We start from the raw sequence: 23,078 nt of genomic DNA on the forward strand, positions 1-23,078 counted from the left end.
CTCAGGAGGGAAGGATTCGGGCGGCCGAATCGGCGAAGCGTTCGAGCAGCAGTGCGGCGTCGGAGGCGTCGAACACCAGCGGCGGCCGGATCTTGATGACGTTGCCGTGCGGCCCGGACGCCGACACGAGCACGAAGTGTTCACGCAGATCGTCCACAAGGGACTGGGCGAGGACCCGGTCCGGCTTCGTGCCTTCCGGTGCGGTCACCTCGATTCCGAGGAACAACCCGGCGCCGCGTACGTCGGCGAGGCGAGGGTGGTCCGAGACGATGCGGGCGAACCCCTGCTTCAGCTGTGCGCCGATCTTGTGGGCGTTGTCGATGAGACCTTCGCCTTCGATGGTGCGGAGCACTGCCGCGGCCGCGGCGATCGGTACGTTGCTGCCGCCGAAAGTGTTGAAGTAGCGCACTTTCCGGCCGAATTCCTGGCCGACCTCGTGCCGCAGCACCGTCGCGGCCACCGGGATCCCGTTGCCCATCGGCTTTCCCAAGGTCACCAGATCGGGCACGACCGCATGCCTGCCGAAACCCCACCATCCCGTTCCCGTGCGGCCGAACCCCGCTTGCACCTCGTCCGCGAAGTAGACCCCGCCCGCCGCACGGACCTCGGCGGCGAGTACGCCGAGCAGATCCGTCGGAACCGGCTGCACGCCGTCGGAGGAGAAGATGCTGTCCACCACGAGCGCGCAGACCCCGAATCCGTGCCGCCGGAGATCGTCGATGGCCGCCCGGATCTCGGTGCGCAGTTCGGCCACCACCGAGGCGCCGTGCCGCAGGGGGTCCGGCGCGCTGATGGTGCGCACGTGCGGTCCCAAAGGCGAGGTCGGGCCGAGGGACGGGGAGAACGCCGCCACCTCGGCGGTCACCCCGTGGTAGGCGTTGCGCGTGACGATGATCCCGGTGTTGCCTGTGTGCGCCCGCGCGATGCGCAGGGCGAGGTCGTTCGCTTCCGAGCCGGTGCAGGTGTAGGTGACCCGGTCGAGTTCCGCGGGGAACGTCTCGAGCAACCGTTCGGAGAAGTCGAGCAGATCGGCCTGCAGGTAGCGGGTGTTCGTGGTGAGCTTCGACAGCTGCCGGGTGACCGCCTCGACGACGGCGGGATGGCAGTGTCCGAGCGAGACGACGTTGTTGTAGGCGTCGAGGTACTCGTTGCCCACGGAGTCGTAGAGGTGCACGCCCTCGCCGCGAACGACCTCGACCGGGTTCGTGTAGAACAGCTGGTATCCCGGCCCGAGCACCTTCTCGCGCCGGACGAGGAGCTCCCGGATGTGCGGCGGCTGCGCGGCCAAGGACGCGCCGGTGAAGCCGTTGACCATTTCCGGCCCGCGCGGGCGGCTCATCGCCGCGACTCCGCGAGTACCCGTTCGGCGGCGGCGTCCAGACCGGCGAACGTCACACGGGCCGTCGTCCAATCGCGGGAGGCGTGCGAGAGCACATACGCCGCGCGTGCCGGATCCCGCCGGGCCCGCCACGACGAGATGAGCGCCCGCTGTACCAGTCGTGCCGTCGCCAGCAGCGGAAGAAGCTTGAGTTCTTCTTCGGCGACCGGCCTGATCCGGAGATAGTGGCGTAGCCACGCGAGCGGGACCGCCCACGGGTCGGCGGCGTCCACCTCGAGAAGGTTCGACAACGCGATCGCGAGGTCGAAGACCACCGCCGTGCGCACCACGTCGCCGAAATCGAGGATCCCGGTCAAGGCTCCACGAGTGCCGACAAGGAGGTTGTGCGGGCTCAAGTCGTTGTGCACCACCTGGGTGTCCAGTCCGGCGGGCCGGACATGGAGCGCGAACTCGGCGAGTACGTCGCGCGCGAGCATCCGGTCCGCACTGTCCACTGTGTCCAGTACGGGAGCGAGAGCGCCGAGATGGCGCAGATCCCAGATCAAGGTCCGTTCCTGGTTCTCACCGCGGAAGCCGGCGAGCGCGCGGACGAGCTGTGCGTGGTAGCCCCCGAAGGGTGCCGGATCGGCCTCACTCCCGCTCAGCGGTTCGCCAGGGAGGTACGACAGGACCCGCAGCAGCCTCGGCCCGCTCGCGTCCAGTGGCGCGATGTCGTGCACGTCCGCTCCGTCCACACCGGACCGGACGACCGGGATCGGCAGACCGGGCGCGGTGCGCGCGAGGTGGCGCAGCACCGCCGTCTGCAGCGTGAGATCCTCGGCCGATTCGCCCTCGCCACCCACCTTCACCAGGTGGCGGGTGTCGGCCGTGTGCAGGACGAAGGTCTCGTCCTTCTCCGAGGCGACGCGTTCGAGCCTGCCGGACAGGCCGTGCACGTCTCGCAGCGCGGCGAGCACCAGCGTTTCGTCGAGGTGCTCCGTGACGGCGTCGAGACCGCTCGCCGTCACGAGTTCGCGGAAGCCGGGCATGGCGGGGCTCCTCACGAAGCCACCCAGCCGCCGTCGATCAGCAGGCTGGAACCGTGGATGTAGGAGGCGGCGGGGGAGGCGAGGAAGGCGACCGCCGGCGCGATGTCACCGACCTCGCCGACCCGTCCGGCGGGGGTGGACTCGAGCATCTGGCGCTCGTAGTCGGAGTCTTCGAGCAGGTGTGCGTTGATGCTCGTCCGCACGTTGCCGGGAGCGACGGCGTTGACCCGGACGCCCCGCGGGGCGAACTCGGCGGTCAGTGACTTGACCAGCAGCTCCACCGCGCCTTTGGTCGCGCAGTAGGCGCTGGAGTTCGGAAACCCGACGTGCCCGCAGATGGAGGAGACGAAGATGACGCTGCTGCCGTCACCGAGATGTCCGGCGGCCGCCCTGGTCAGCCGGAACGGCGCCCGGACGTTGGTCGCCCACTGGTCGTCGAGCTGCTCGTCGGTGGTGTCGGCGAACGGCGTCGGCAGGAAGATCCCGGCAGCGTGCACGAGCACGTCGATGCCCCCGAAGCGCGCGAGCGTGCGGTCGACGACCTTCCCGGGACCGGCGCCGGTCGTGAGGTCGGCGGCGATCGGCTCGGCCTCCGCGCCCGCCGCCCTCAGCTCCGCGGCGACCGTCTCGAGACGCCGCGCGTCCCGTCCCACCAGGGCGACCCGGGCACCGGTGGCACCGAGTTCACGCGCGATCTGCGCCCCGATGCCCGAACTCGCGCCCGTGACGATGGCGACCCGGTCGCGAAGCGTCTGTGTGCTGCCAGCCATGAATACTCCCTGGGCCGCTTAATGTAAGAAAACTTACGTTAACGAGGAGTATGCGCCAGGGGAACAGCTAATGCAAGATTTCCTGCGGTAAGGCTCAGGCCGTGCGCAGCGCCCGGTCCACCAGGGCGTCCAGGTCCTGGTCAGGGGACTCATAGCCGAAGACCGCGCGCAGGTAGATAGGTGCGAGCACGACATCGAAGATGTGGGCGACCGTCGGCGGCTTGCCCCCCGCCGCCTCGACCCGGTCCAACGCCCGCTGCATCTGAGTGGTGCGCTGCCGCAGATACCGGGCGGCGTCGTCAGCGGTCGGAGCGGGCTTGCCACCGGCGAGCGGGGAAGTGGCCGCGGCGAGCGCGTGGAACAGCGCGAACCCCTCACGCGTCTTCACCTGTCCGGCGACCGCGTGTGCCCAGTCGAGCAGATCACGGCGCAGGTCGCCGCTGTCCGGGAACGGCGACTCCTCGTTGAGCTGCGTGACCGCGACGTCGAGCACCAGCGACTCGATCCGCCCCCAGCGCCGGTAGATCGTCACCTCGTGCACACCCGACCGCTCGGACACTTCCCGCACCGACGGCTGGTCATGCCCCTCGGCGAACAACTCGCGCACCGCGGTGTGCACCGCGGCGCGCGTACGGGCCGTACGGCCTCCAGGGCGAGTGTCTGCCATAGAGCCAGGCTAACGCCCGCTGGCGGGGCTGTCGTTGGAGCCACGTCGTCTCCGATTGGGCTCCGTTGCCGACGTAGAGTGGTTCAGCGGCTGCCGAGTTCTCCCTTGGTGAACCCGTGTTTGCGTGCCACGAGCACAGTGGCGAGTGCAGGGACGAGCAGTGCGAGCGCGACCCAACTCAGCCAGGACGCATCCAATCCGCCGAGGACGAGGCCTCCGATGATGCCACTGCCGGCGATTCCGATGTTCCATCCGGTGGTGAGGAGTGCTTGGGCGACATCGCCGGCGTCACCTGCCGCTTCGGCGACCGCGGTCTGCAGCAGGGTGGAGGTGCCGCCGAACGCGAGCCCCCAGAGCGCTGCGCCGGCGTAGACGAGCGTAGGCACGCCGGAGAAGATGCCGAGCAGCAGCGTGCATGTCGCGAAGAGCGCACACGCGAGGATCATGAGGAGGCGCAGGTGCCGATGGAGGAGCGCTCCGGTGATCCAGATGCTCACCAGCGACACCAGGCCGAAGGTGAGCAGCACGGCGTCGACTTGACTTGCCATGCCGAGTGGCGTGAGGAACGGGGCGATGTACGTGTAGAGGATGCTGTGGGCGAGTACGAACGTGAGGGTCACGAAAAGCACGGGCGCTACACCGGGAATGCGGAAGGTGCGGGTGAGCGGGAGCCGTGAGCCCTTCGCCTGTCCGGGAAAGTTCGGCACCGCCGCGATGACCCACACGATCAACGCGAGCGTCAGGACGGTCATGATCCCGAACGCGTATCGCCACTCGATGAGCTTGGCCAGAAGCGCCGCGGCAGGAACTCCGATGGACAGGGCGACGATCGCGCCCGACATCGCGATCGCCATTGCCTTGCCGCGCTGATGTGAGGGAACCATCCGTACCGCGTACCCGGCCAGCAGCGCCCAGAGCAACCCGCCGACGATGCCGCCGAGGAACCGGGCGGCCAGCGTAAGCGCGAAGCTCTCGGAGAACGCGGTGACGGTGTTGGCGATCGCGAATCCTGTGATCGCCACCAGCAGCAGGTGTCGGCGCGGCCAGCCGATCGTCGCCTTGGTGAGCGGGATCGCGGCGAGGATCGCCCCGATCGCGAAGACGGTCACGCTCTGCCCAGCGGCACTCTCGCTCACACCCAGGTCTCGGCTCATCGCGGGAAGCACCCCGGCGGGCATCGTCTCGGTCAGGAGCGTGATGAACCCGGTGGTGGCCAACGCCAGAAGAGCCGCCAGCGGGAGCCGGGCGTTCGTCGTCGAGTGAGTTGGCAGAGTCTGTGGTCGTGTCATGGCCCTATGGTCAATGAGTGACATTAGTGTGAAGGTCAAATGCGGTATCCGCCGAGCCACAGAGAAACCAGCCCACAGAGGCGAGGAGAGGGACATGCGGATCGGTGAGCTGTCGACGCGCACACGGACTCCGATGAGGTTGTTGCGCTACTACGAGGAGCAGGGACTGATCGAGTCAGATCGACTGCCCAACGGATACCGGGACTATGAGGAGTACGTCGTCGACCGGGTTCTCCAGGTGCGAGGCCTGCTCGACGCGGGGCTGCCCACACGGATCATCAAGCAGATCCTGCCCTGTCTGAACACCCCGCGCACGATCCACATGCCCTACGTCACGCCGGACATGGTCGCCACGCTCGAACACGAACGCGACCGCATGGCCGAAAAGATCGAATGTTTCACCAAGAACCACCGAGCCATCACCGACTACCTCGACGCCGTACGCGGCGATATCCGAGTCTCCTGACCGATATCGGGCCCCCTGGTCAACTGCGGTCAGGTTCCCTCGTCCGGAGCGCCTCGTCAGAGGTGGACGTCGTGGCGGGAGGAGACGTTCAGTTTGCGGCGAACCTTGACCACATACTCCTCGACCGTGCGACGGGACAGGAACAGGGCCTGTGCGATTTCCTGGTTGGTGTGGCCGCCTGCCAGGAGGCGGGCGACGTCCTGTTCTCGCGGAGAGAGTTCGCTGCCGTATCCGCGTCTGCCACGAGGCGATGGGGTGGCCGTGCCGGTACTGCGGGCGCGATGGCGGCAGCGGGCGGCGTCGACCGTGGCACCCAAGGCGTCGTAGGACTGGGTCAGGGCTTCGAGCACTGCGGCGTCGGTGAAGGTTTCGCCCTCGGCCTGCTCGGCGAGTTGGGTGGCCCGGTAGGACAAGCCCAGGTCCCAGTGCTGGTCGATTGCTTCCCGGTAGAGCCGGCCTGCTTCTTGATGGTCGTTCGTGGCCGCGGTCAGCCGCGCGCGGCAGGCGGTCAGTCCCGCCTGGGCCAGTGGGGCGTCGACTCCTCGTAGACCATGGGCTGTTTCCGAGACGAGCAGCCGTGCCGAGTCGACGTCGTCGACTGCCAGGTGGTAGTCGACGGCCTGGGGCAGGATGTCGCCCGACCACATCCACGCGCCCTTGCTCCGCAGCATCATCACGCCGCATCTCACGTGTTCCTCCGCTGCGGCGGTCTCGCCCCGGCTGAGGAGCATGCCGGCCATACCGCCTGCCGCCGAGATGCCCACCGGGAAGACCTGCGCCGTCGGGTGCGGACCCGTCGCCGCCTGGAAAGCTTTCTCCGCCCGCACCCACTCGCCCCGTGCCGTGGCCAGCCAGCCTCGTGTGAGGTGCAGGTCCGTGGTCAGCAGCAGGTCTTCATAGCTTTCGATCAAGCGGTCGAGGCGCTGTTCCAGTCCCTGCCATCGTCCACTGAGCCAGTCGAGCCGGGCCGCCGTGGCCTCGGCGGTGCCGACGACGTAAGAGGACCCACTCCGCTTGGCCAAGGTGATCCCGCCGCGCAGGAACTCCCGGGCCTTGGAGTAGTGCCCGATCCACGAGCAGGCATCCGCCAGGTTGCAGTGGGCCCGAGCCAGATGGTGGAGTTCGTCGGGGTCGTGCACATCCGATGGCGACGGCAGCTGGGAGATGCGCCCCCAGGTGCTCGGGTCTCCGACGATCAGCCGCCCGCCGAGCGTCGTGGCCAGCAGTGCGGTGCACAGTGCCCGGGTGGGCAGGTGGTCGAGGGTCGCCTCGACCCGGTCGAGCGACTTCCGGTGCTCGGCGATGGACGCGGACCCCAGATACGGCCCGGCCATCGCCGCCATGCCGCGCACCGTGCATTCCGGCTGGTCGCCGAGCAGGCCGAGGGCGAGGGCGATCTCCTCGGCGCCGCGGTCGAGCGACCCGGTCTCCCGCTGCAGCAACAGCCCGAACCACAAATGGACCTGGGCTCGGACGTCCGGGGCTAGGCGCGGGTCCACGAGCAGGTTTTCGACTCGCGCGGTCATCATCCCGCCGGGTAGTCCCGTCAGGGCGTAGTCACAGAGCTTGGTCGCCAGCCGGTTCGCGACCTCGGGGCTGGTCTCGGCATCGCCCAGGACCTCGACCAGCACGTCGACCGCGGTGGACACGTCGTTCGCGTCCTCCGCGACCTTGGCGGCGAGTTCGCTGTAGCGCAGCCACTCGGCTTTCATACCTGCCGCTTTGGCGTGGGCGGACAGGCGGGCGACGGGTGCGTGGTCGAGGGCGGACAGCGCCGCCAAGGCGCGTACGTGCAGCTCCCGCTTTCGCGGACCCGGCAGCGACGCGTACACCGCGCGTCTGGCGATGTCGTACCGGAAACCGTATCTGTCGGCCGTTTCCTCCACGAGCACACCGGACTCCAGCGACGCGATCAGGTGCGTCGCGGTCACCTCTCCCGCCACGGCGCCCATCACCTCGGGCGTCTCCGGGACACCCAGCACCGCGGCGGCCTCGGTGAGGGTCCGCGCGGCGTCGGGCAAGGCACCCAGCCGCTCCTCGATCGCCTCCGCCACCGAGGCAGGCACGTCCATTCCCTCGAGGACCCGCCAAGCCAAGTCACCTTCGGCGCGCACGTCCCGCACCGGGTCGCGCAGTGCCCGCACCGTTTCCTCGACCACGAAAGGGATCCCCGCCGTCTCGTGCAGGACGGCTTCGGCGAACCGACGCGACGTCACGGTGGTTCCCACCAGGGCGTCGATCATGGCGCGCACGTCCGCCGCACCGAAGGGGCGCAGGACCAGATCGAGCCCCGTCACTCCGTGCGGCAGGTGGAAGGAGTGGCCGAGTGGTGCCACTGACGGCAGATCCTCGCGACGGTAGGTGGCCACGATCGACAAGTCCGGCGGCGGGTTCGCCAGCACGAAGCGCAACACCCGGCGGGTCTTTTCGTCCGCCCACTGCAGATCCTCGAGCACGAGCACGACCGGTCCCAGCGAACGCAGGAGATCGCGCACGGCGCGGAAGACCCGGTGCCGCTCGGCGCCGGGATCATCGAGGGCGCGCGGGGCCGGTGGCAGGCGGTCGGCGAGTTCGGGCAGATGGTCCCGCAGCGCACCGGTCACCGGGCCGGGCTCGACCAGCAGGTCGCCGCACTGGCTGAGGCAGTCGAGGAGCACTCCGTACGGGAACGGGTCGGGCAGCGGCTGGCACGAGCCCGTGATCACTCGCGGGGCACCGTCGCGGGCGGCCGCGGCGGCGAACTCGGTGACCAGCCTGGACTTGCCCACCCCGGCCTGGCCTTCCACGAAAACGGCCGACGGCGGGTGCCGCACCGCGGTGAGCAGGGCGGCGAGTTCCGCGTCCCGGCCGATCATCGGCGGGGAGCGGAATCGGCCGGAGAGAGGATCCGCGCGCCCGTCGACCATGCTCGCTCCTGTCGGTGATCCGTCCGCTGAGGAATGTCCGACATGGTAGGTCGGCGGGCACCGGTGCCATAACCCCGCGAGCTACGGCACTTGCGTCCACACGGGATCAGGTACCGGTACGGGTCGCGACCACACTTGTTCCCCCGCCCGCCAGGCCGAACTCTGATTCCCCGAGCGGCTCGATGTCACAACCCCCTACGGCCGCTCGAACGCGCGATGGAGGAATCGATGCGACAAAGCAGAACGAGCTGGATGACGAACCTGTTCACCGTCGCGGTCGCCGCCGCGGCAGTGGTGACGACCGCGGGCGTGGCCGTGGCGCAGGACACGGACGCGGCTGTCGTCCAGGCCGACCGGCCTTACCCCGGGCAGTACATCGTGGTGCTCGAAAGTGGCGCCCGTGCCGCGGCAGAAGGCCAGGCCTCGACACTCACCCGGCGCTACGGCGGAGAGGTGACCGACACGTACTCGGTCACACTGAACGGGTTTTCGGTCCGAGGCCTTTCCGAGCGGCAGGCGCGGCGACTGGCCACCGACCCGTCGGTCAAGGCAGTGCACCAGGACGGCACGACCAGGGCGGAGGGGGAGCAGCCGAACCCGCCGTCGTGGGGCCTGGACCAGATCGACCAGCGAACCGCCACCCTGGACAAGAAGTACACCTTCCCGAATTCGGGCGAGGGGGTGACCGCCTATGTCATCGACTCCGGGGTGCAGGCCCAGCATCCCGAGTTCGAAGGCAGGGCGAGCCACGGCTACGACTTCCTCGACAACGACACTGACGCCGGTGACTGCTACTGGCACGGCTCGCACGTGGCGGGGACGATCGCGGGCAAAACCGTCGGTGTGGCGAAGAAGGCCAAGGTCGTGGCCGTGCGCTCACTCGACTGCAAAGGCTCCGGCCCGGACTCGGCCACGGTCAGCGCGATGGAATGGGTGGCCAAGAACGCCGTCAAACCCGCTGTAGTGAACCTGAGCCTGGGCATGGATGTGCCCGGTGTCGGTGACGAACAGGTCAAAGCCTTGGTAGCCAAGGGAATCGTCGTCGCGGTCTCCGCAGGCAACGACGGCAAGGACGCCTGCGGCGTGAGCCCGGCGCGGGTCCCGGAGGCGCTCACCGTCGGCTGGTTCAACAAGGACCGCACCCGCGGCGGGAACCACGGCCGCTGCATCGACCTCTTCGCGCCGGGCGGCAACATCCACTCCAGTGACAACACCGGAAGGTTCCGTACCGCCAGCGGTACGTCCATGGCCTCCCCGCACGTCGCCGGCGGTGCGGCGCTCTATCTCGCCGCGAACCCCGGTGCGACCCCGCAGCAGGTCAGCGACGCGCTGGTGCGCGGCGCCACCCCGGACCTGATCACCAACCCCGGGACCGACTCGCCGAACAAGGTGCTCTACGTCGGTGACCTGGGTGGCGGCACGCCGCCCAGATGCGGGATCAAGGGCAACGACCAGGATGTGGCGATCCCCGACGCGGACGCCGCGGTGGGGAGCTCCGTGAGCCAGGATTCCTGCGATGGCAAGGCATCGGCCACGCTCGCGGTGCGAGTGGACATCGATCACGGCTATACCGGGGATCTCGCCATCGACCTGGTCGGGCCGAGCGGAACGTCCTATCCGCTCAAACGCGCGGGCGGTGTCGGCGAATCGGGCGGCGTGCACCAGAGCTTCACCGTCGACGCCTCCCGTGAGGACGCGAACGGCACGTGGCGACTCTCGGTTCGCGACACCTACCGATTCGACGTCGGCACGCTCACCGGCTGGTCGATCACATTCTGACCACTGTGGACGGACAGCGCCGCCCACTTTTCGGACTTCGAAGGAGAGAACGATGAGAACATCACGCTTCGCCGTAGCCCTCACCCTCGCGCTGGCCACGGCGCCCTCGCTCATCATGAGCACGGCGGCCGCCTCGCCGGCCGGCGAGATCAGCATCGCGGCGACCCCGACCGATCAGCTCCGCACGACGGGCGCGGGAACCCGGATCGTCAACGGGGAACGCACCACGGTCAAGGAAAACCCGTCCGTCATCGCGGGCATGCGTGTCGGGGGCGGAGGCCCGCAGGGACAGTCCTGCACCGCCTCCGTGGTCGGCAAGCGCAAGATCTTGACCGCGGCACACTGCATGATCGACACCACCGGCGCCAAGAGCTACCTCTACGGCGACGACGACCTGAACACTCCTGGCGACGAGACGTTCCGCACGGCCGTCGCCTCGTTCAAGGCCCACCCCCAGTACACCGGTTCCGGCGGCTGGAGGACGGGTTACGACGTCGCGGTGGTCACCACTGTCGACGACCTCCCGGTGCCGGAAAACCAGTGGGCCAAGGTGGCGGGCTCGGGAGACAGCGCGCTCACGCAGCCGGGCAAGTCCGGCACTTCTCTCGGCTACGGCAAGACGTCGGCGAGCGGCGGCTCCGGCGAGCTCCGCAAGACCACCATGCCGGTCAACGACCCCGCGGGGTGCCAGGTCTTCGACATCCGGGTCAACGGTGATCTGATGGTGTGCACGGGCTACAACGACGGGCGCACCGCCGACTGCTCGGGTGACAGCGGCGGTCCGTTCATCGTGGACGGTGTGATCGTCGGTGTCTCGTCGTGGGGCTCCAGCGCCTGCGACCGTTACAGCATCATGGCGCGCCTGACCAACGGGATGGGCGACTGGGCCCGCGCCGAGATCGGCGGAACCCAACCCGGCGACGGGAAGTTCGGCATGGCGTTGTCACCCTCCTCCGGCAAGGCCGAGTCCGGCAAGCACGTCTCCACCAGCGTCACCACCACGGCGGGCGACCAGGGCCCGGAAAAGCTGGAGCTGAGCGCGTCCGCGCTGCCCACCGGAACGACCGCCACCTTCCAGCCCTCGTCGGCCGTCGACTCCGGGCAAGTCGCCAAACTGACCCTGCAGACCGCGGCGAGCACCCCGGCGGGCATCTACAAGGTCACCGTCGCGGCCAAGGGCGCCTCCGGATCCAAGACCGCCGAGTTCACGCTCACGGTCGGCGACGGCGGTACCGGCGACGGCCCGAAGCCGTCCGTCTCGCCCGGCACCGGGACCGTCCCGCCCGGTGGCTACGCCAACGCGACGATCACCGTCACCGGCGGTACGGGTCCCATCCGGCTCAGCGGCGCCGGACTGTCCCACCCGCCGATGTTCTCACCGCAGACCGTCAATGCCGGCGGCACTTCGCGAATGACGGTCATGGGCCCGTACCAGCGCGGTACCCACAAGGTGACCATCACCGCGACGGACAGTACCGGGAAGTCCGGAACCACGGAGTACACCCTCACCGTCCGATGATCCACGGTCCAGCGGGTCCCTGATCCGGACTCTTCCCGACCCTCTGGAGCCCGTGACCGCCGATGCGGTCGCGAGCTTCAGAGGGTCGCTCCTCATGCGAGAAGGTGGGCTGGTCACGCCGTCCTCGCGGTTCCCGTTTGCTGCTCCGCCGCCCCGGCGGCGCCAGTGGCTGAGGTGCGGAAGCTGCTGGCAGAGCTACCGGTAGCGGTTCGCGGCGTTCTGGATGGCTGTGACCGGACAAGTTTCCGCATTGGAAGACGGAGTCCGGCAGCTGACAGGATCGCCCTCAGCGAAGCACACGTACCTTTTGAAAGGGTTGGTGCGCTGCGACATCTGCGCCTGGAAGATGCAGGGTGCGGCGATTCGGAAGGGCATCTACTACCGGTGCATCGCGCGGACGATGGCGCCGGAATCGCCGGTGCTGACCGATGATCCGAAGACGGTGAACCTTCGCGAGGACGTCGTGATTCCACCGCTCAATGCTTGGCTGTGCCAGGTCTTCGACCCGGACCGCCGCCCCGAGACCGTGGCCGCGATGGTCGGGGCCCGGCCGGGTGGGTCGGGAACGGGATGCGAGGCCGTTGAGAAGCGGTTGAAGGCCGCGGAGGCGCGGTTGCGGCGGCATCAGGCGGCGATTGAGGCTGGCGTGGATCCGGCGGCGCTCGTGGATGCGATGAACCTTGCTCAGGCGGAGCGCCAGGCGGCACGAGAGGAACTGGGGAACCTGCCCGAGTCCGCCACGATCGACGCGGCAGAGGTCTACGCCATGCTCGACTCGCTGGGCGATGTCGAAAGAGCGCTCAACTAGCGGAACCCGGACCGAGTCACGCAGGTCAACCGCGATCTCGGGCTGCAAGTGCTCTACGACAACAAAAAAGAGGCGGTCGTAGTGACCGCCTCTCCGCGTGTGGATAACGTGTGTGTCCGAGGGGCGAGTTGCTCACTAACCACACGCTTGAAGTTGTGATAGGTCAGTCGCTCGAGTCCGGGCACGGTCCGCGAGGCTTCGTATGGAAACCTCGCGGAATGGAACTGCTCGTGCTAGCGCGCGAAGTGCCGCAGGAATTCGTTGGTCTCCGCGTCCACGGAGTGCAGGCAGACGCCCTGCATCCCCCTGGTCATCAGGACCTTATAGGTGTTGCGGACCAGTCGGTCGAAGAAGCTGAGGGAAGTCCTCGACAGAGCGGGGTCTTTGGTCTTCCCCTGCTGCGCGCACCAGCCGTGCTCCTTCCGGAATACGAGGTCTTCGCCGAAGATGACTCCGGCCCAGTCGTACTCGAATCCTTGAGCCGTGTAGACGCAGCCGACCTGCCCGAACCCGCGCGGGTCGGATGCCCACAGTGAGGCGGGTGGTGCGTCGGGAACCGACACGCCGGGACGCGTGTTCCACGGGCGGCGCCACTCCGGGATGTCGATGTCCGCGGTTAGCACGAGTTTCCCGTTGTGCCGCTCCGGCTGGCTCCACTTCCAGCAGTAGCCGGCCGCGATCCTCGCTGATCCGCCGAACATCGACGACCGTTGAAGCAGCCAACTCTCCAAGGAGTTGGCTGTTGGCGCGGCGTGCACCACGTACTCGTCGCGAGTGCTCGCCACCAGGTCGGACCAGCGGATCGGCTCTTCTTCGCCGGGCAGCCCGAGCAAACGCACGACCCATTCGTCGAACAGCTTCGAACCCCCACATCGAAACTGGCCTTCGAGGTTAATGGTGTGGACCACGTACCCGCGTTCTTCCGCTGCGGCTTGGATGTTCCCAGGCGTTCCCCGTTCGTCCGGGCGCACGACCTGGTGCTCGTCGAGCAGGAAGACGGGTACCTTCGCGGCATCGATCAGCGAGTTGATCTGCCGGCGTTCGTACTCCGGCAATACGCGCCCGTCCGGCAATCCGCCGCGGATGCGGTGGGCTTCGTCGCACACCAGGACGTCGAGTTCGTTCTTCCGCCCTGAGACAGTGTTGAAGTAGCCGAACATGTTGCTGATGCGCGCATCGCCTTGAGCGACCCGGTGCCGAAGGGTTTCGGTGAACGCTCTGGAGCCGGTGGCGTGGAGGACCCGCTTGTCGCGTCGGGCCAGCCGGGCGAGCAAGGTAGTCGCGAGCGCGCTCTTCCCCGATCCGGGGCCGCCCCGGACGATGACCACGGTCTTGTCCTCGGGAGCCCAGTTGTCGCCAGCCTGCTCGGCTTTTGAGACGGCGTCCAACACGAGGTTCAACGCCACTTGCTGTTCGTCGAGGAGCACAAAGTCGTCGCGACGTTCGAACGCGTCCGCTGCGGTTCTAAGCAACGTCCTCGCAGGTGCCCGCTCGGCCGCAAGCAGATCATCGGCCGCCTTCACGGCCGCTGGGCGCGCATGCGAACTCGGATCTAGCAGCGACCTGAGGTGCGCGACCAGTTCTCCTTGCTCGTCCGCAGAGTAGAGGCGTGCCAATCCGTGCGGATCGTAGTTGTACAGGCTGTCGACGTCCGAGTGCCGGGCGTTGTGGAGGTATGCGATCGCCTGCACCGGCTCCGCCCTCCTTACGAGTGAAGGGGTGAAGTCGAGCAGGTGCTGGCAGTAGCGGCGGACCTGCGCGACGGGAGGCAGCTGGGGTTTCGTGACTCCCATGACCTGCACCAGCCCGTTGCCCACGGCCTTTGCCTTGCTCCACTGCTTCAACTCGATCAGGACGTACGAAGGCTCGCCCGACTCGGGGTGGCGGCCGCACAGCAGTGCGTCGACCCGCTTCGGACTGTAGGGGAGCCGGTGCTCGAGCAGCACTTCGACGTGACCGAGTCCGGCGTTGCACAGCAGCCTAAGCAGTACCGGAAGGCTGTTGCGCCATGCCCCGACTTCGCCGTAGTCGGCATTCAGGTCGTACTTGCCGCCAACGGCAGCGGCGAGTTCTTTCAGCAACAGTCCCTGCTCGGCTTTGGCGAGCAAGTTTGTTGCGCTGCTGCGAACGTGCCGCAAATGACCCCCAGCAAGATCACTCCAACGTGACGGTAGAGGTGATGATCTTACGCAGGGGTGGGTTCGGCACGTACTGGAACTCCTAGCGCTCGCTAACGGCTTCGTCCGTGTAGGCAAGCAGCGAGTCGACCGTGGACCGCCACTTCGCTGATGACGCGCAGAGCGACCGCAGCTATCCGGATCGATGTCGGCCGCCCACACGGTGGTGGTGGCGGACGCGGGCGGGACCCTCGGCGCGGTGCCGTCGAAAGTCCCGGCCAGCCCGTGGGTCCCGCAATTAACCTCTGCTGTCGCGTGTTGACACGGTGCTGTGCTACGCGGAGCACAAGACCTTTGGCACGGCCTTCCGCTGGTGGTCGCGACGATCCGCGACGGCCAGCCCAGCGCGACCTGTATCGCGGAGCCGATGGAGGAGGTTCTGACGAAGCCGTCATACCGGCGATCGGCCGAGAGAGCGGTGGAGTCGTTCCGCACAGCGGTGCGGCGGCCGCAGAGCACCTGGAGCGGCTCGCCTTGGCAACGTCGTTCACTCTTGGCCCTGCTTGACCGACTACCTGTGGAAAGCGCATTGGACAACGGAGAACCCCAGGTGCATCACGAAGTGCGGAGCTTCCGCCTAGATTGTGCGCCAAGCGGAGGCTCAGCAGTTCGAGAGATCTGTAGCCCATTCGGCCCATGACAGTCGACCGACAGAGCGGGAAGAATCCGCCTCTGTGTGTCCAGATGATCGTAATGCGGGGGAAAGGCACCTATTCTCACCGGACGAAGTCGAGGAGCCTGGAGAGGCGTTCCTCGAGCGCCTAGGGGCGTTCATCGCGCCAGTGGCTGACAACCAAGGTGCAGTGATCAGGAACCCCGCTTTGCTTGCTTTTGCACAGGCGGTCTATGAGGTTTTCGGCGATCTTGACGGAACCGGCGAAGGGCTGACTGTCGAGCAGATCCAGGCTGGCTGCCCGACGACGGATCCCACCATGTTCGACAATCGGATCGCCTTGTTCAAGCAACTCAAACTACTCCGTCGTCCACACGGGCATGCGTACCAGCGCCGGTTGCTGTTCAATACGACGAGCGTCGCCGGATTGTTGGTGTTCGACAAGCTTCGCCGGGGCACCGGTATCCAGGAAATCCTGTTCCTGCTCGATGAGACGCGTCGAGAGATCCAGGCCGGACTGGTTACCCGTGAAGAGGTGAGCGAGCGGTTGACCACTTTACGCCGAGCACTCTCGATCAGCGCTGGCGAGTTGGTCCAGCTCCGTGATCGTCCCGTGGAGGAACTCATCCGGGAGCGGCGGAACCACCGCGCTGCGGACCGCCTACTGACAGAGGCCAAGGAACTCGTCCACGTCGTCGAGCGCAGGTTTCTCGAACTGAGCTCCGCGGGTGCGAAGCTCATCACTCAGGCGCTGCGCTATTCCGGGGCAGCCAACGACCTGGTGGACCGTCTGTTGCGAGCAGTCACCGCCGAGCGAGACTTCTCGATGCTACTGCCCGAGCAGTACCGGACAGCGGCGTTGCAGTCAGCGCCGGAAGCGTTGGCCTTGGTGTTCGCGAACATGGTCTTCGATCCGCCCGCAGCCTCCATCACCCCCGACGAGATCCTCGCGACCGTAGAACAGTATCGACCACGGGGGCCGCTTAGGCGCGCACCCCGTTCACCTGATCTGCCAGCCGATCACGATCCCCTGCGCCGGGCCCGCGAACAGCAAGATCGGCAACGGGAACGGCGGGAGGCTTCCTTGAGGTTGCACTTGCGGGGACGCTCCGAGATGGACTTGACCACGCACATCGAGTCGCTGTGCTGGCCGGAGGCGGCCAGGTTCGTGGCAGAGGTGCTCGCGGCATCGAGCGATCCGGAAATTCCCTTTACGGTGCGGCTGTCCGACGAACTGAGGGTGAATGCCGATGGTTCGGTAAGCTACGTCACCCCTGTACAGCTCATCGAGGATGGCCGGCGCGCTCGATGACTAACCCATTAATCGTTGCCCAGTTGCGGGTCTGGCGTCTGATGCGGATGCCGGAGGAGGAGACCGCTGTGGCCGCGCTACGCGCCGCCGCGACGGCAGCCGGGCGCAGATTGGTCGAAGTGCGCGGGTCAGCGGGTGTGCACGGGCTGACCCTCGCCTGGCAGCAGGAGAGCCCCTTGACGTCGAAGGACCCCGGCGGGCCACCCGGCGGTACCGAACGCGACATCATCGCCTTCGCCGCGTGCCTTCGGCTTTGCTGGCCCGACCCGGACGAACCGCTGCTGCCGGGCGTGGCCAGCACGGTGGGAGCTGTGCGAGATGCGCTGAAACCGTTGGGAGTTCAGCAGGTAGTGTCGGCAGTCAACCGCCTGAGCGCTTGGGGCTTCCTCGAGATGGACCTCGGCGACGGGACGATCAGGCTGGGACCGGCGGTGGCCACTTGGCCCGACGCGGAGATCGCGCAGCTGCGTCGGCAGCATGCCACATTGCCTGGCAACGGGGATGCGTGCCGTGAATGACGACTTGCTTGCTTCACTGCCAGCCGCGCGTCGTGGTGACGTGCTTGTGGCGATCGCTGCGGTCGAGGCTGCGAAACTCCCAGTGCCCGCGCAGGAGTTTCGCGCGCTCTTGGACCCGACCTTGCGACACGTCGTCGAGCAGGTGCTCGCTGCCGCCGGCCGGGTGTTGATCAAGGTGGGGTCCGGATACCTCACCGGGTATGCCGACGACATCCGGGGACAACTCGCCGATCTCGGCGTCGGAGTGCTCTCGCCGGAGGTGCGAGCAGTTTTGACCATGATCCTGATGTTCTCGGTCGCGATTCCCCGTGCAGAAGGACGGCTGGCCGCCCATGACTCGTGGACGGAGGGTGATCCGGTGCCGACGGCGTTACTGAAAAGTGGGCGGATCGAGCGCAAGAGCACCGTCGACGACGCCCTCAAGGAGCTGCGCCTCCATGATCTCGTCCAGCAGCGGCAAGGTGGCGTCGTACCAGGCCCGCAGTTTCTCCGGCTGACCGGGCGGGCTTGTTCCGAGCTCTTCGAGGAGCTCGTTCTGCTGGCTGAACCGCACGGCGATCTGGCGCTAGGCATCCGACGGCAACGCGAGATGACCGCGAAGAGCGAGAGTGGCCGGCACGATGACTGAACCGCCGGAAGTGCCGCGGGTGAGTAGCCGGGGGGCGATCGGCAGCAGGCACCTGATCGCTGTCCAGACGTTCGACGTCGCTCGCCTAACGACCCACCCTGTGCCGATCGTGCCGGGCACCTTCGTCGCGGTTTCCGGTGAAGGGCCGCGTGGAGACTCCAACGGATCCGGTAAGACGAGTTTTCTCGTCGCCGTCTCGATACTGCTGGGAGACCCACAGTGGCGGTTCGACACGGCGGGAGGCAAGGCTGCCGCAGGTGTCCTGTTCCGGCCCGATTCCGCCGGTGTCGACGTCAAGAAGGCCACCGCTGCCAGGAGTGGCTACATAGTCGGCGTCTTCGCCCATGAAGAACGACCACGCGAGTCAGCCATCACGGTGTGGGTTCACCTCGAAACTTCCAAGCCGTACCTCGAGGCGGTGTGGGCCGAAGGTGTTCATTTGGCTGACCATGACGACCTCGACGAGCGTGACCTGCAGGCCGATGCGATCTGGAAGTCACTCAAGCGGCGCGGCACACTGTCGGCCCGCCGCATGGCGGAGGTGCTCTATGGCGACGCACCACGTTGCCTCACTTACCTGGACACGCCGCTTCGGTCGCCTGTGCCATCGTTGCTGAGCCAGCAGATGACCGAGATGGAGCCGAAAGACATCGGTGAATCGCTCATCGCGTTGTCCGGGTCGAAGGCGCATCTCGACGCTGAACGTAAACAGCGCGGAGACGTGCTGGTGCAACGACGCCAACGAGACGATTCGCTGGAGCGGGCGGCCGTGCGTGAGCGTGAGGTGGCCGCCGAGCTCAGGGCGATCGAGCAACGCGATGCGGCGCGCGAAGCACTCACTGCGGCGGAAGCATGCTGGGACAGCTATGTCACAGCTCAGTACAAAAAGGTACTGGAGGCCGACGTCGTGGTCGCACATGAGATTCGTGTGTTAGAGGAAGACTACGAGGAAGCGAGCGGTCGCGCCAAAGCTGCGAAGGATGACCTTGACGGACTGGTCAGCGCCACGGATCTCGAGGCAGCCGAACGACGGGCTCACGAGCAGTGGCAGAAGGCACGAGAGCGAACGTCGAAGTTCCGAGAGCGGCGTGCCGCTCACAGCGCGACACAGAACGCCCTTGTCCTGGAGCGCAACGACCTGCGTCCCCGGGCGGACGGCTGGGATGGAAACAGCACTGCTACCACGTCCGACGCCGTGATCGCGGCCGAACGAGACTTACATCGGATCGAAGCTGATCGTGAAGCGGCCGACGCTGCTGTGAAATCCGGACGTGACGCTGCCGAACGGGCCGAAAAGGGCCGAGTCGGCCTCGCTGGCCTAGCTCTCGACGTCTTGGCAGATGCGGAGATCGCCGGTGCGGCGCTGTTCGACGTTCTCGAGCTGGACGAGCTCGCACGCGTTGCCTGGGAGCCCCGGATCAATCAGTACGAACACGCCGTTGTCGTCCATCACAGTCGAGTGTCCCAGGCCCGTGCTGCCTTGGCGACCCTGCCCGGGGTCGTCCTAATCGGGACGGACCAGGCGAGAACCTCTTTGCCGGAGGGCGTCCGGTGCTCGTGGGACGTCGCCTCGTTCCTTCATAAACTGGCGGAACGTCTGGAGCACCGCGCGGCCCCTGACCGCGTTCACGACTCTGCTCTGGCTGTCACGATCGTCGGCGGCTTCCCAGACCCGATTGCTGGTCGTGATGCCCTGCTCGCACAGCTGCGAAAACAACTGGCCGAGGCCGAGCGGAACGCTGCCGACGTCAGAGCCAAGCTGATGCTGGCTCAGTCCGCTGCCGCGCTCGCGACGAATCGGCACGAGTGTGCCGTCGCGGCCGAGCGACTTCGCACGGTGAACAAGCAGGAGCGCCATGTGACGGAAGAGATCTCGATGCTCGATGGGGAGATCCGCGCGGCGACCACACGGGAGGCGGAGACTCAAGGCGAATGGGAGCGCGCGCGGGACGCCGTGTCCCTGCGAGCCGGCCAGATCGAACTTCTGAAGGCTCAGTTCGCTAGATTTCGTGACACCGAACGGAGCCAGCAGGGAAAACTGAAGAACCGTAAGACGGAGCGCACGAACCTCGACGTGGAGCGATGGGGGATGCTTGCAGCCGCTTGCGTCCCAGCTGACGAAGCTGGCGAACAGACTGAGGTCCTCCAACTGAGCGGTCTCGGAGCCACACGGATCAAAGCCACCGAACACCTGGCCCACGCCATGCGGCTCTTCGGTTTCGACGAGGGGCAGGAGTCCCTGCCCAGCGAAATCCGCGAATCGATTCGTGCGCGGCAACAACTGGCTGCTGACTCAGGGAACAGTGCACCTCGGCTAGGGCTTCGCGAGATCGCCGACCCGTTGAGATCCAGGCTTGAATCGATGGCAGGACCGGATCGGGTGACCAAGAAACGGATCATCGAGGAACGCGTCGAGCAAGCCCTCATCCACGCGGGTCTTGAGGAGGAACTGCGGGATTCCGAACTGCGTCTCGAGGTGCTCCAGCACATGATCTCGCAGCGCATTGAGGGTGTCCTCGACCGGATCAGCGCCCGGTTCAGCCAGCTCGACTCCGATCGTGCAGGGAACGGTGCGGAACTGCATTTCACGCCGTCCCTTCCCCACGGAGCCGCTGAGTGGGTTTGGGACGTCACGCCGAGGTGGAAGCGGTCGCGCAGCGGTGGCATGGTGTCCTACCGGGAGATCGCCAACGGTGCGCAGGTCAAGGTTTATGCTGTGCAGCTCGTGCTGGCAGCGGTGCTGGCTGACGCGGAGACTCATGGGCGGGTGCTGATCCTGGACGAGCTGGGCAACAGCCTCGGCGAGGTCAACCGCAAGGACGTTTTGGGTGCGCTCAACCGGGTTGCCGAGAGTACGCAGGTCACCATCCTCGGAACCTGCCAGGACAGCGTGGTCGTGGATGCCGCCGATGTCTGCGGCGAGTTACTGTGGTTCGCTCATACGAGTGAGAGCGAGGCGTACAACCGGCCGACTCGAGTGTGGGGTTTCACGGAGAGCGGTGACCAAGTGGAGCTGACCGCCGACCAGATGCTGTCCGGCAGGCGGCCGCGAAGCCGTGACACATGACCGGCCGGTCGGTCGAATTTCTGTTCGGCGAGAGCGCGGGTCGCATCGAAGTGCCGCTGCCGGATCTTCCGAGCGGAGTCAAGGCTTACACGGTCCCAAAGCCACGTCCGGACGACGATCTCGAGTTCTCAGACGACATCGACCGTGTGCCACGAGACCGTCGAGGGCGAGTCAAGCCGAGGCAGGTCGACCTGCTCCCGGCGGCGCGCGCGGTCCCCTTCTGTCTACCCTCCACGCTGTCGAAGAGTGACCTGAAATGGGTTCTTCGAACCAAGAGCGGACGGTTGTGGACAGGTGTAGTCGCGCAGTTTGGCGACCGAGCCTGGGAGGCCGCAGCTGAGCTGGTGCGGAGCGGAGTCGCCGTGCTGCGGTGCAGCGTCGACGGCTTCGACTACCGGCCACACGTCCTGCGCCTCACCGAAGGATGGCAGGCAGCCCGCCTCGATCACCTGAACGAACTCACCGGCCGCCAAGATCCCGAGGTCGCCCGTGCAACCCTCGCCGAACTTCTCGAAGGTGTGCGAGAACTGTCCGACGAGTTGGGCCGCCTGAAGGACATCGAGCTCGGAGCCGCCTTACGAGCACCCGTGGGCTCCCGGACTGGAACAACCGTCTGGTCGGTGTTCGAGGACGCCGTACGAGGCGCCTGCTACTGGTACTCGCATGACGGCGCCAATACCGAGTTGACGGCGAAACAGGTCGCCAGTGAAGCCTTCCGTGACTCCAAACGATGGACACCGGAACGTGAAACGGCTTTTGCCAACCTCGTCGGCAGGTCGTTCACCGAAGCGGTGAAGGTCACCGACGTCGAGATCCTGATGCGCGGGCCGCTTCGTTGGCACGTTGGCAGCGTCATAGCCGACGCGCACTCGACCTGCCCGTGGATCGGCCTACCCGCAGGGGGAATCGAGCTTCTGGGCACCGTAGATCAGTCGGATGTTCGGGGTGTGTTCGTCATTGAGAATAAAGACGCTTTCGAGCAGGTGTGCACCAATACGGACATTTACCACCGTTGGCTGTGCGTGTGGGGTGCGGGCTATGCCAGCCGGCCACTCGTCACGTTCCTTTCCGCGTTCGACCAACTGCCGATCGCTGCGTGGTGCGACCTCGACGCCGATGGCATTGGCATCATCAACAACCTGTCGGTCCGGCTCGGCCGGGAGATTCACCCTGTCGCCATGGATGTCGAATGGTGGGCCGCTGGCCCGCATCGGCGGCAGACGCCGAGCGAACTGGAACGAGGACGGGCCAGGGCCGCTCGGCTTGCCATCGATGGGCCCGTTGCGCTGAGATCTCTGGCTGCTGCCATCGCCCCGACCGGCGACGGCCGGGAACAGGAGTCGCAGTACCGGGAGGTGCTGCCGATCTTGGGACCCGCGGTGATGAGGTGGGAGCCGTAACGCTCAACCCCGGATGCTTCACCGCACGTATTCCACCCGGAAATTCTGTAAGTGCTCGCCACCTTCTGTCATGGGATTCACTCAGCTCTTTCTGATCATTGGCTGGATGCCGCATCTCGGGCTGAGGTTGCTGGGGATGCAAATTCGGCTATGTTCATACGCGAATTGCTCAATATCTACACGTCACTTGATCATGTGACGTGTAGTGGTTGGTCGGAAGTGTCTGGGGATGAGCACTTGAGTGGCAGTGAAGGTCAAGCTAGGCCTTGACCAGGTTTTCCTCGGTTCAGGTGAAGTCAAGTCAACTTTATTGTAATTATCTTTCAATTCATGGCACTACCTTCCCTGCTGGCAGATGTTAGCATTTCCTTCGATTCTCAATCGCCTGTTTCTGTGGGAGTCCTTTCGGAAATAACGAAGATTGATGCGCCACCCGAGTTGGGCAGGTGGTATCTTACCCCTAGAGGGCTTGATGAATTAGGATCTTTCGCGCGCCGATTCATTAGTATGCGGGCGATGGGCCGTGATATTTTCGTATGCCACGGATGATCTGGTCGGGGAATCTTCCACTGCGCGCGGTAGAATCGGAACCAACGTGCGCGTTGAGGTAGAGATTTTCCGTCGGGTACTATCTGCCATCTTCGACCAATGTGGTCGACCAGGTGAACAAACTCAATCTTTATATGTGCCTCGTAATGAAGTCTTGCGTCATCCTGCGGCGGGTCCTCCAGCATGAGTCCACCTAATGGCACTGTTCGCTCCTCCTCTGCTTGAAGAAACTTCAGGTCTTGA

The 23,078-nt window shown here is 66.3% G+C and carries 16 protein-coding genes; 9 read left to right on the forward strand and 7 right to left on the reverse strand.

Features of this window, described 5'->3' with window-relative positions; all coding sequences use genetic code 11:
• Position 1: 1 nt before the first annotated feature.
• The 5 genes from ACLJPX_RS01950 to ACLJPX_RS01970 form a co-directional block, all read right to left on the reverse strand.
• Positions 2 to 1,339, reverse strand: coding sequence for an aspartate aminotransferase family protein (locus ACLJPX_RS01950; RefSeq protein WP_410598422.1), 1,338 nt, complete (start codon positions 1,337 to 1,339; stop codon positions 2 to 4).
• Positions 1,336 to 2,367, reverse strand: coding sequence for a phosphotransferase (locus ACLJPX_RS01955; protein WP_410598423.1), 1,032 nt, complete (start codon positions 2,365 to 2,367; stop codon positions 1,336 to 1,338). Before ACLJPX_RS01955 ends, ACLJPX_RS01950 begins: the two co-directional genes overlap by 4 nt.
• An 11-nt stretch (positions 2,368 to 2,378) precedes the next feature.
• Entirely contained in the window at positions 2,379 to 3,137 is a 759-nt protein-coding gene (locus ACLJPX_RS01960) for an SDR family NAD(P)-dependent oxidoreductase (protein WP_101607266.1), read from the reverse strand.
• Between the two features lie 94 nt (positions 3,138 to 3,231).
• On the reverse strand, positions 3,232 to 3,804 hold the full coding sequence (locus tag ACLJPX_RS01965; RefSeq protein ID WP_410598424.1) for a TetR-like C-terminal domain-containing protein: 573 nt from the start codon (positions 3,802 to 3,804) through the stop codon (positions 3,232 to 3,234).
• Positions 3,805 to 3,887: 83 nt separating this feature from the next.
• A complete protein-coding gene (locus ACLJPX_RS01970; protein ID WP_101607268.1) occupies positions 3,888 to 5,093 on the reverse strand; it encodes an MFS transporter in 1,206 nt (401 codons plus the stop codon).
• A 94-nt stretch (positions 5,094 to 5,187) separates the two neighbouring features.
• On the opposite strand from ACLJPX_RS01970, the gene ACLJPX_RS01975 reads away from it, so the two are divergent.
• Entirely contained in the window at positions 5,188 to 5,559 is a 372-nt protein-coding gene (locus tag ACLJPX_RS01975; RefSeq protein WP_410598425.1) for a MerR family transcriptional regulator, read from the forward strand.
• Between the two features lie 56 nt (positions 5,560 to 5,615).
• On the opposite strand, the gene ACLJPX_RS01980 is transcribed toward ACLJPX_RS01975, so the two are convergent.
• Entirely contained in the window at positions 5,616 to 8,465 is a 2,850-nt protein-coding gene (locus tag ACLJPX_RS01980) for an ATP-binding protein (RefSeq protein ID WP_410598426.1), read from the reverse strand.
• Between the two features lie 228 nt (positions 8,466 to 8,693).
• Here ACLJPX_RS01980 and ACLJPX_RS01985 point away from each other — a divergent pair, with 228 nt between their 5' ends.
• From ACLJPX_RS01985 to ACLJPX_RS01995, 3 genes are all read left to right on the forward strand, one after another.
• Entirely contained in the window at positions 8,694 to 10,244 is a 1,551-nt protein-coding gene (locus tag ACLJPX_RS01985) for a S8 family serine peptidase (RefSeq protein WP_410598427.1), read from the forward strand.
• A 52-nt stretch (positions 10,245 to 10,296) separates the two neighbouring features.
• Positions 10,297 to 11,763 carry a trypsin-like serine protease gene (locus ACLJPX_RS01990; protein WP_410598428.1) on the forward strand — a complete coding sequence of 489 codons (1,467 nt, stop codon included), beginning with the start codon at positions 10,297 to 10,299 and terminating at the stop codon, positions 11,761 to 11,763.
• Positions 11,764 to 11,986: 223 nt separating this feature from the next.
• The gene (locus ACLJPX_RS01995; protein ID WP_410598429.1) at positions 11,987 to 12,571 is read left to right on the forward strand and encodes a zinc ribbon domain-containing protein; all 585 of its coding nucleotides are present in this window, start codon (positions 11,987 to 11,989) and stop codon (positions 12,569 to 12,571) included.
• Between the two features lie 233 nt (positions 12,572 to 12,804).
• On the opposite strand, the gene ACLJPX_RS02000 is transcribed toward ACLJPX_RS01995, so the two are convergent.
• Positions 12,805 to 14,679: a DNA/RNA helicase domain-containing protein gene (locus tag ACLJPX_RS02000; protein WP_410598430.1), complete on the reverse strand. Its 1,875-nt coding sequence runs from the start codon at positions 14,677 to 14,679 to the stop codon at positions 12,805 to 12,807.
• 872 nt (positions 14,680 to 15,551) lie between these two features.
• Here ACLJPX_RS02000 and ACLJPX_RS02005 point away from each other — a divergent pair.
• Genes ACLJPX_RS02005 through ACLJPX_RS02025 form a run of 5 tightly spaced genes read left to right on the forward strand, consistent with a single transcriptional unit; the run spans position 15,552 to position 22,286 of the window.
• Positions 15,552 to 16,673, forward strand: a complete 1,122-nt coding sequence (locus tag ACLJPX_RS02005; protein WP_410598431.1) for a hypothetical protein — start codon at positions 15,552 to 15,554, stop codon at positions 16,671 to 16,673.
• A complete protein-coding gene (locus ACLJPX_RS02010) occupies positions 16,670 to 17,191 on the forward strand; it encodes a hypothetical protein (RefSeq protein ID WP_410598432.1) in 522 nt (173 codons plus the stop codon). The genes ACLJPX_RS02005 and ACLJPX_RS02010 overlap by 4 nt, the downstream gene beginning before the upstream one ends.
• Complete coding sequence (locus tag ACLJPX_RS02015) at positions 17,184 to 17,819, forward strand: hypothetical protein (RefSeq protein ID WP_410598433.1); 636 nt, start codon at positions 17,184 to 17,186, stop codon at positions 17,817 to 17,819. Before ACLJPX_RS02010 ends, ACLJPX_RS02015 begins: the two co-directional genes overlap by 8 nt.
• Positions 17,800 to 20,886, forward strand: a complete 3,087-nt coding sequence (locus ACLJPX_RS02020; protein ID WP_410598434.1) for a hypothetical protein — start codon at positions 17,800 to 17,802, stop codon at positions 20,884 to 20,886. Before ACLJPX_RS02015 ends, ACLJPX_RS02020 begins: the two co-directional genes overlap by 20 nt.
• Positions 20,883 to 22,286 (forward strand): Wadjet anti-phage system protein JetD domain-containing protein, encoded by a 1,404-nt coding sequence (locus ACLJPX_RS02025; RefSeq protein WP_410598435.1) that lies wholly within the window; start codon positions 20,883 to 20,885, stop codon positions 22,284 to 22,286. The genes ACLJPX_RS02020 and ACLJPX_RS02025 overlap by 4 nt, the downstream gene beginning before the upstream one ends.
• The last annotated feature ends 792 nt before the right edge of the window (positions 22,287 to 23,078 follow it).

Source organism: Amycolatopsis sp. lyj-90, assembly GCF_046549035.1.
GTDB lineage: Bacteria > Actinomycetota > Actinomycetes > Mycobacteriales > Pseudonocardiaceae > Amycolatopsis.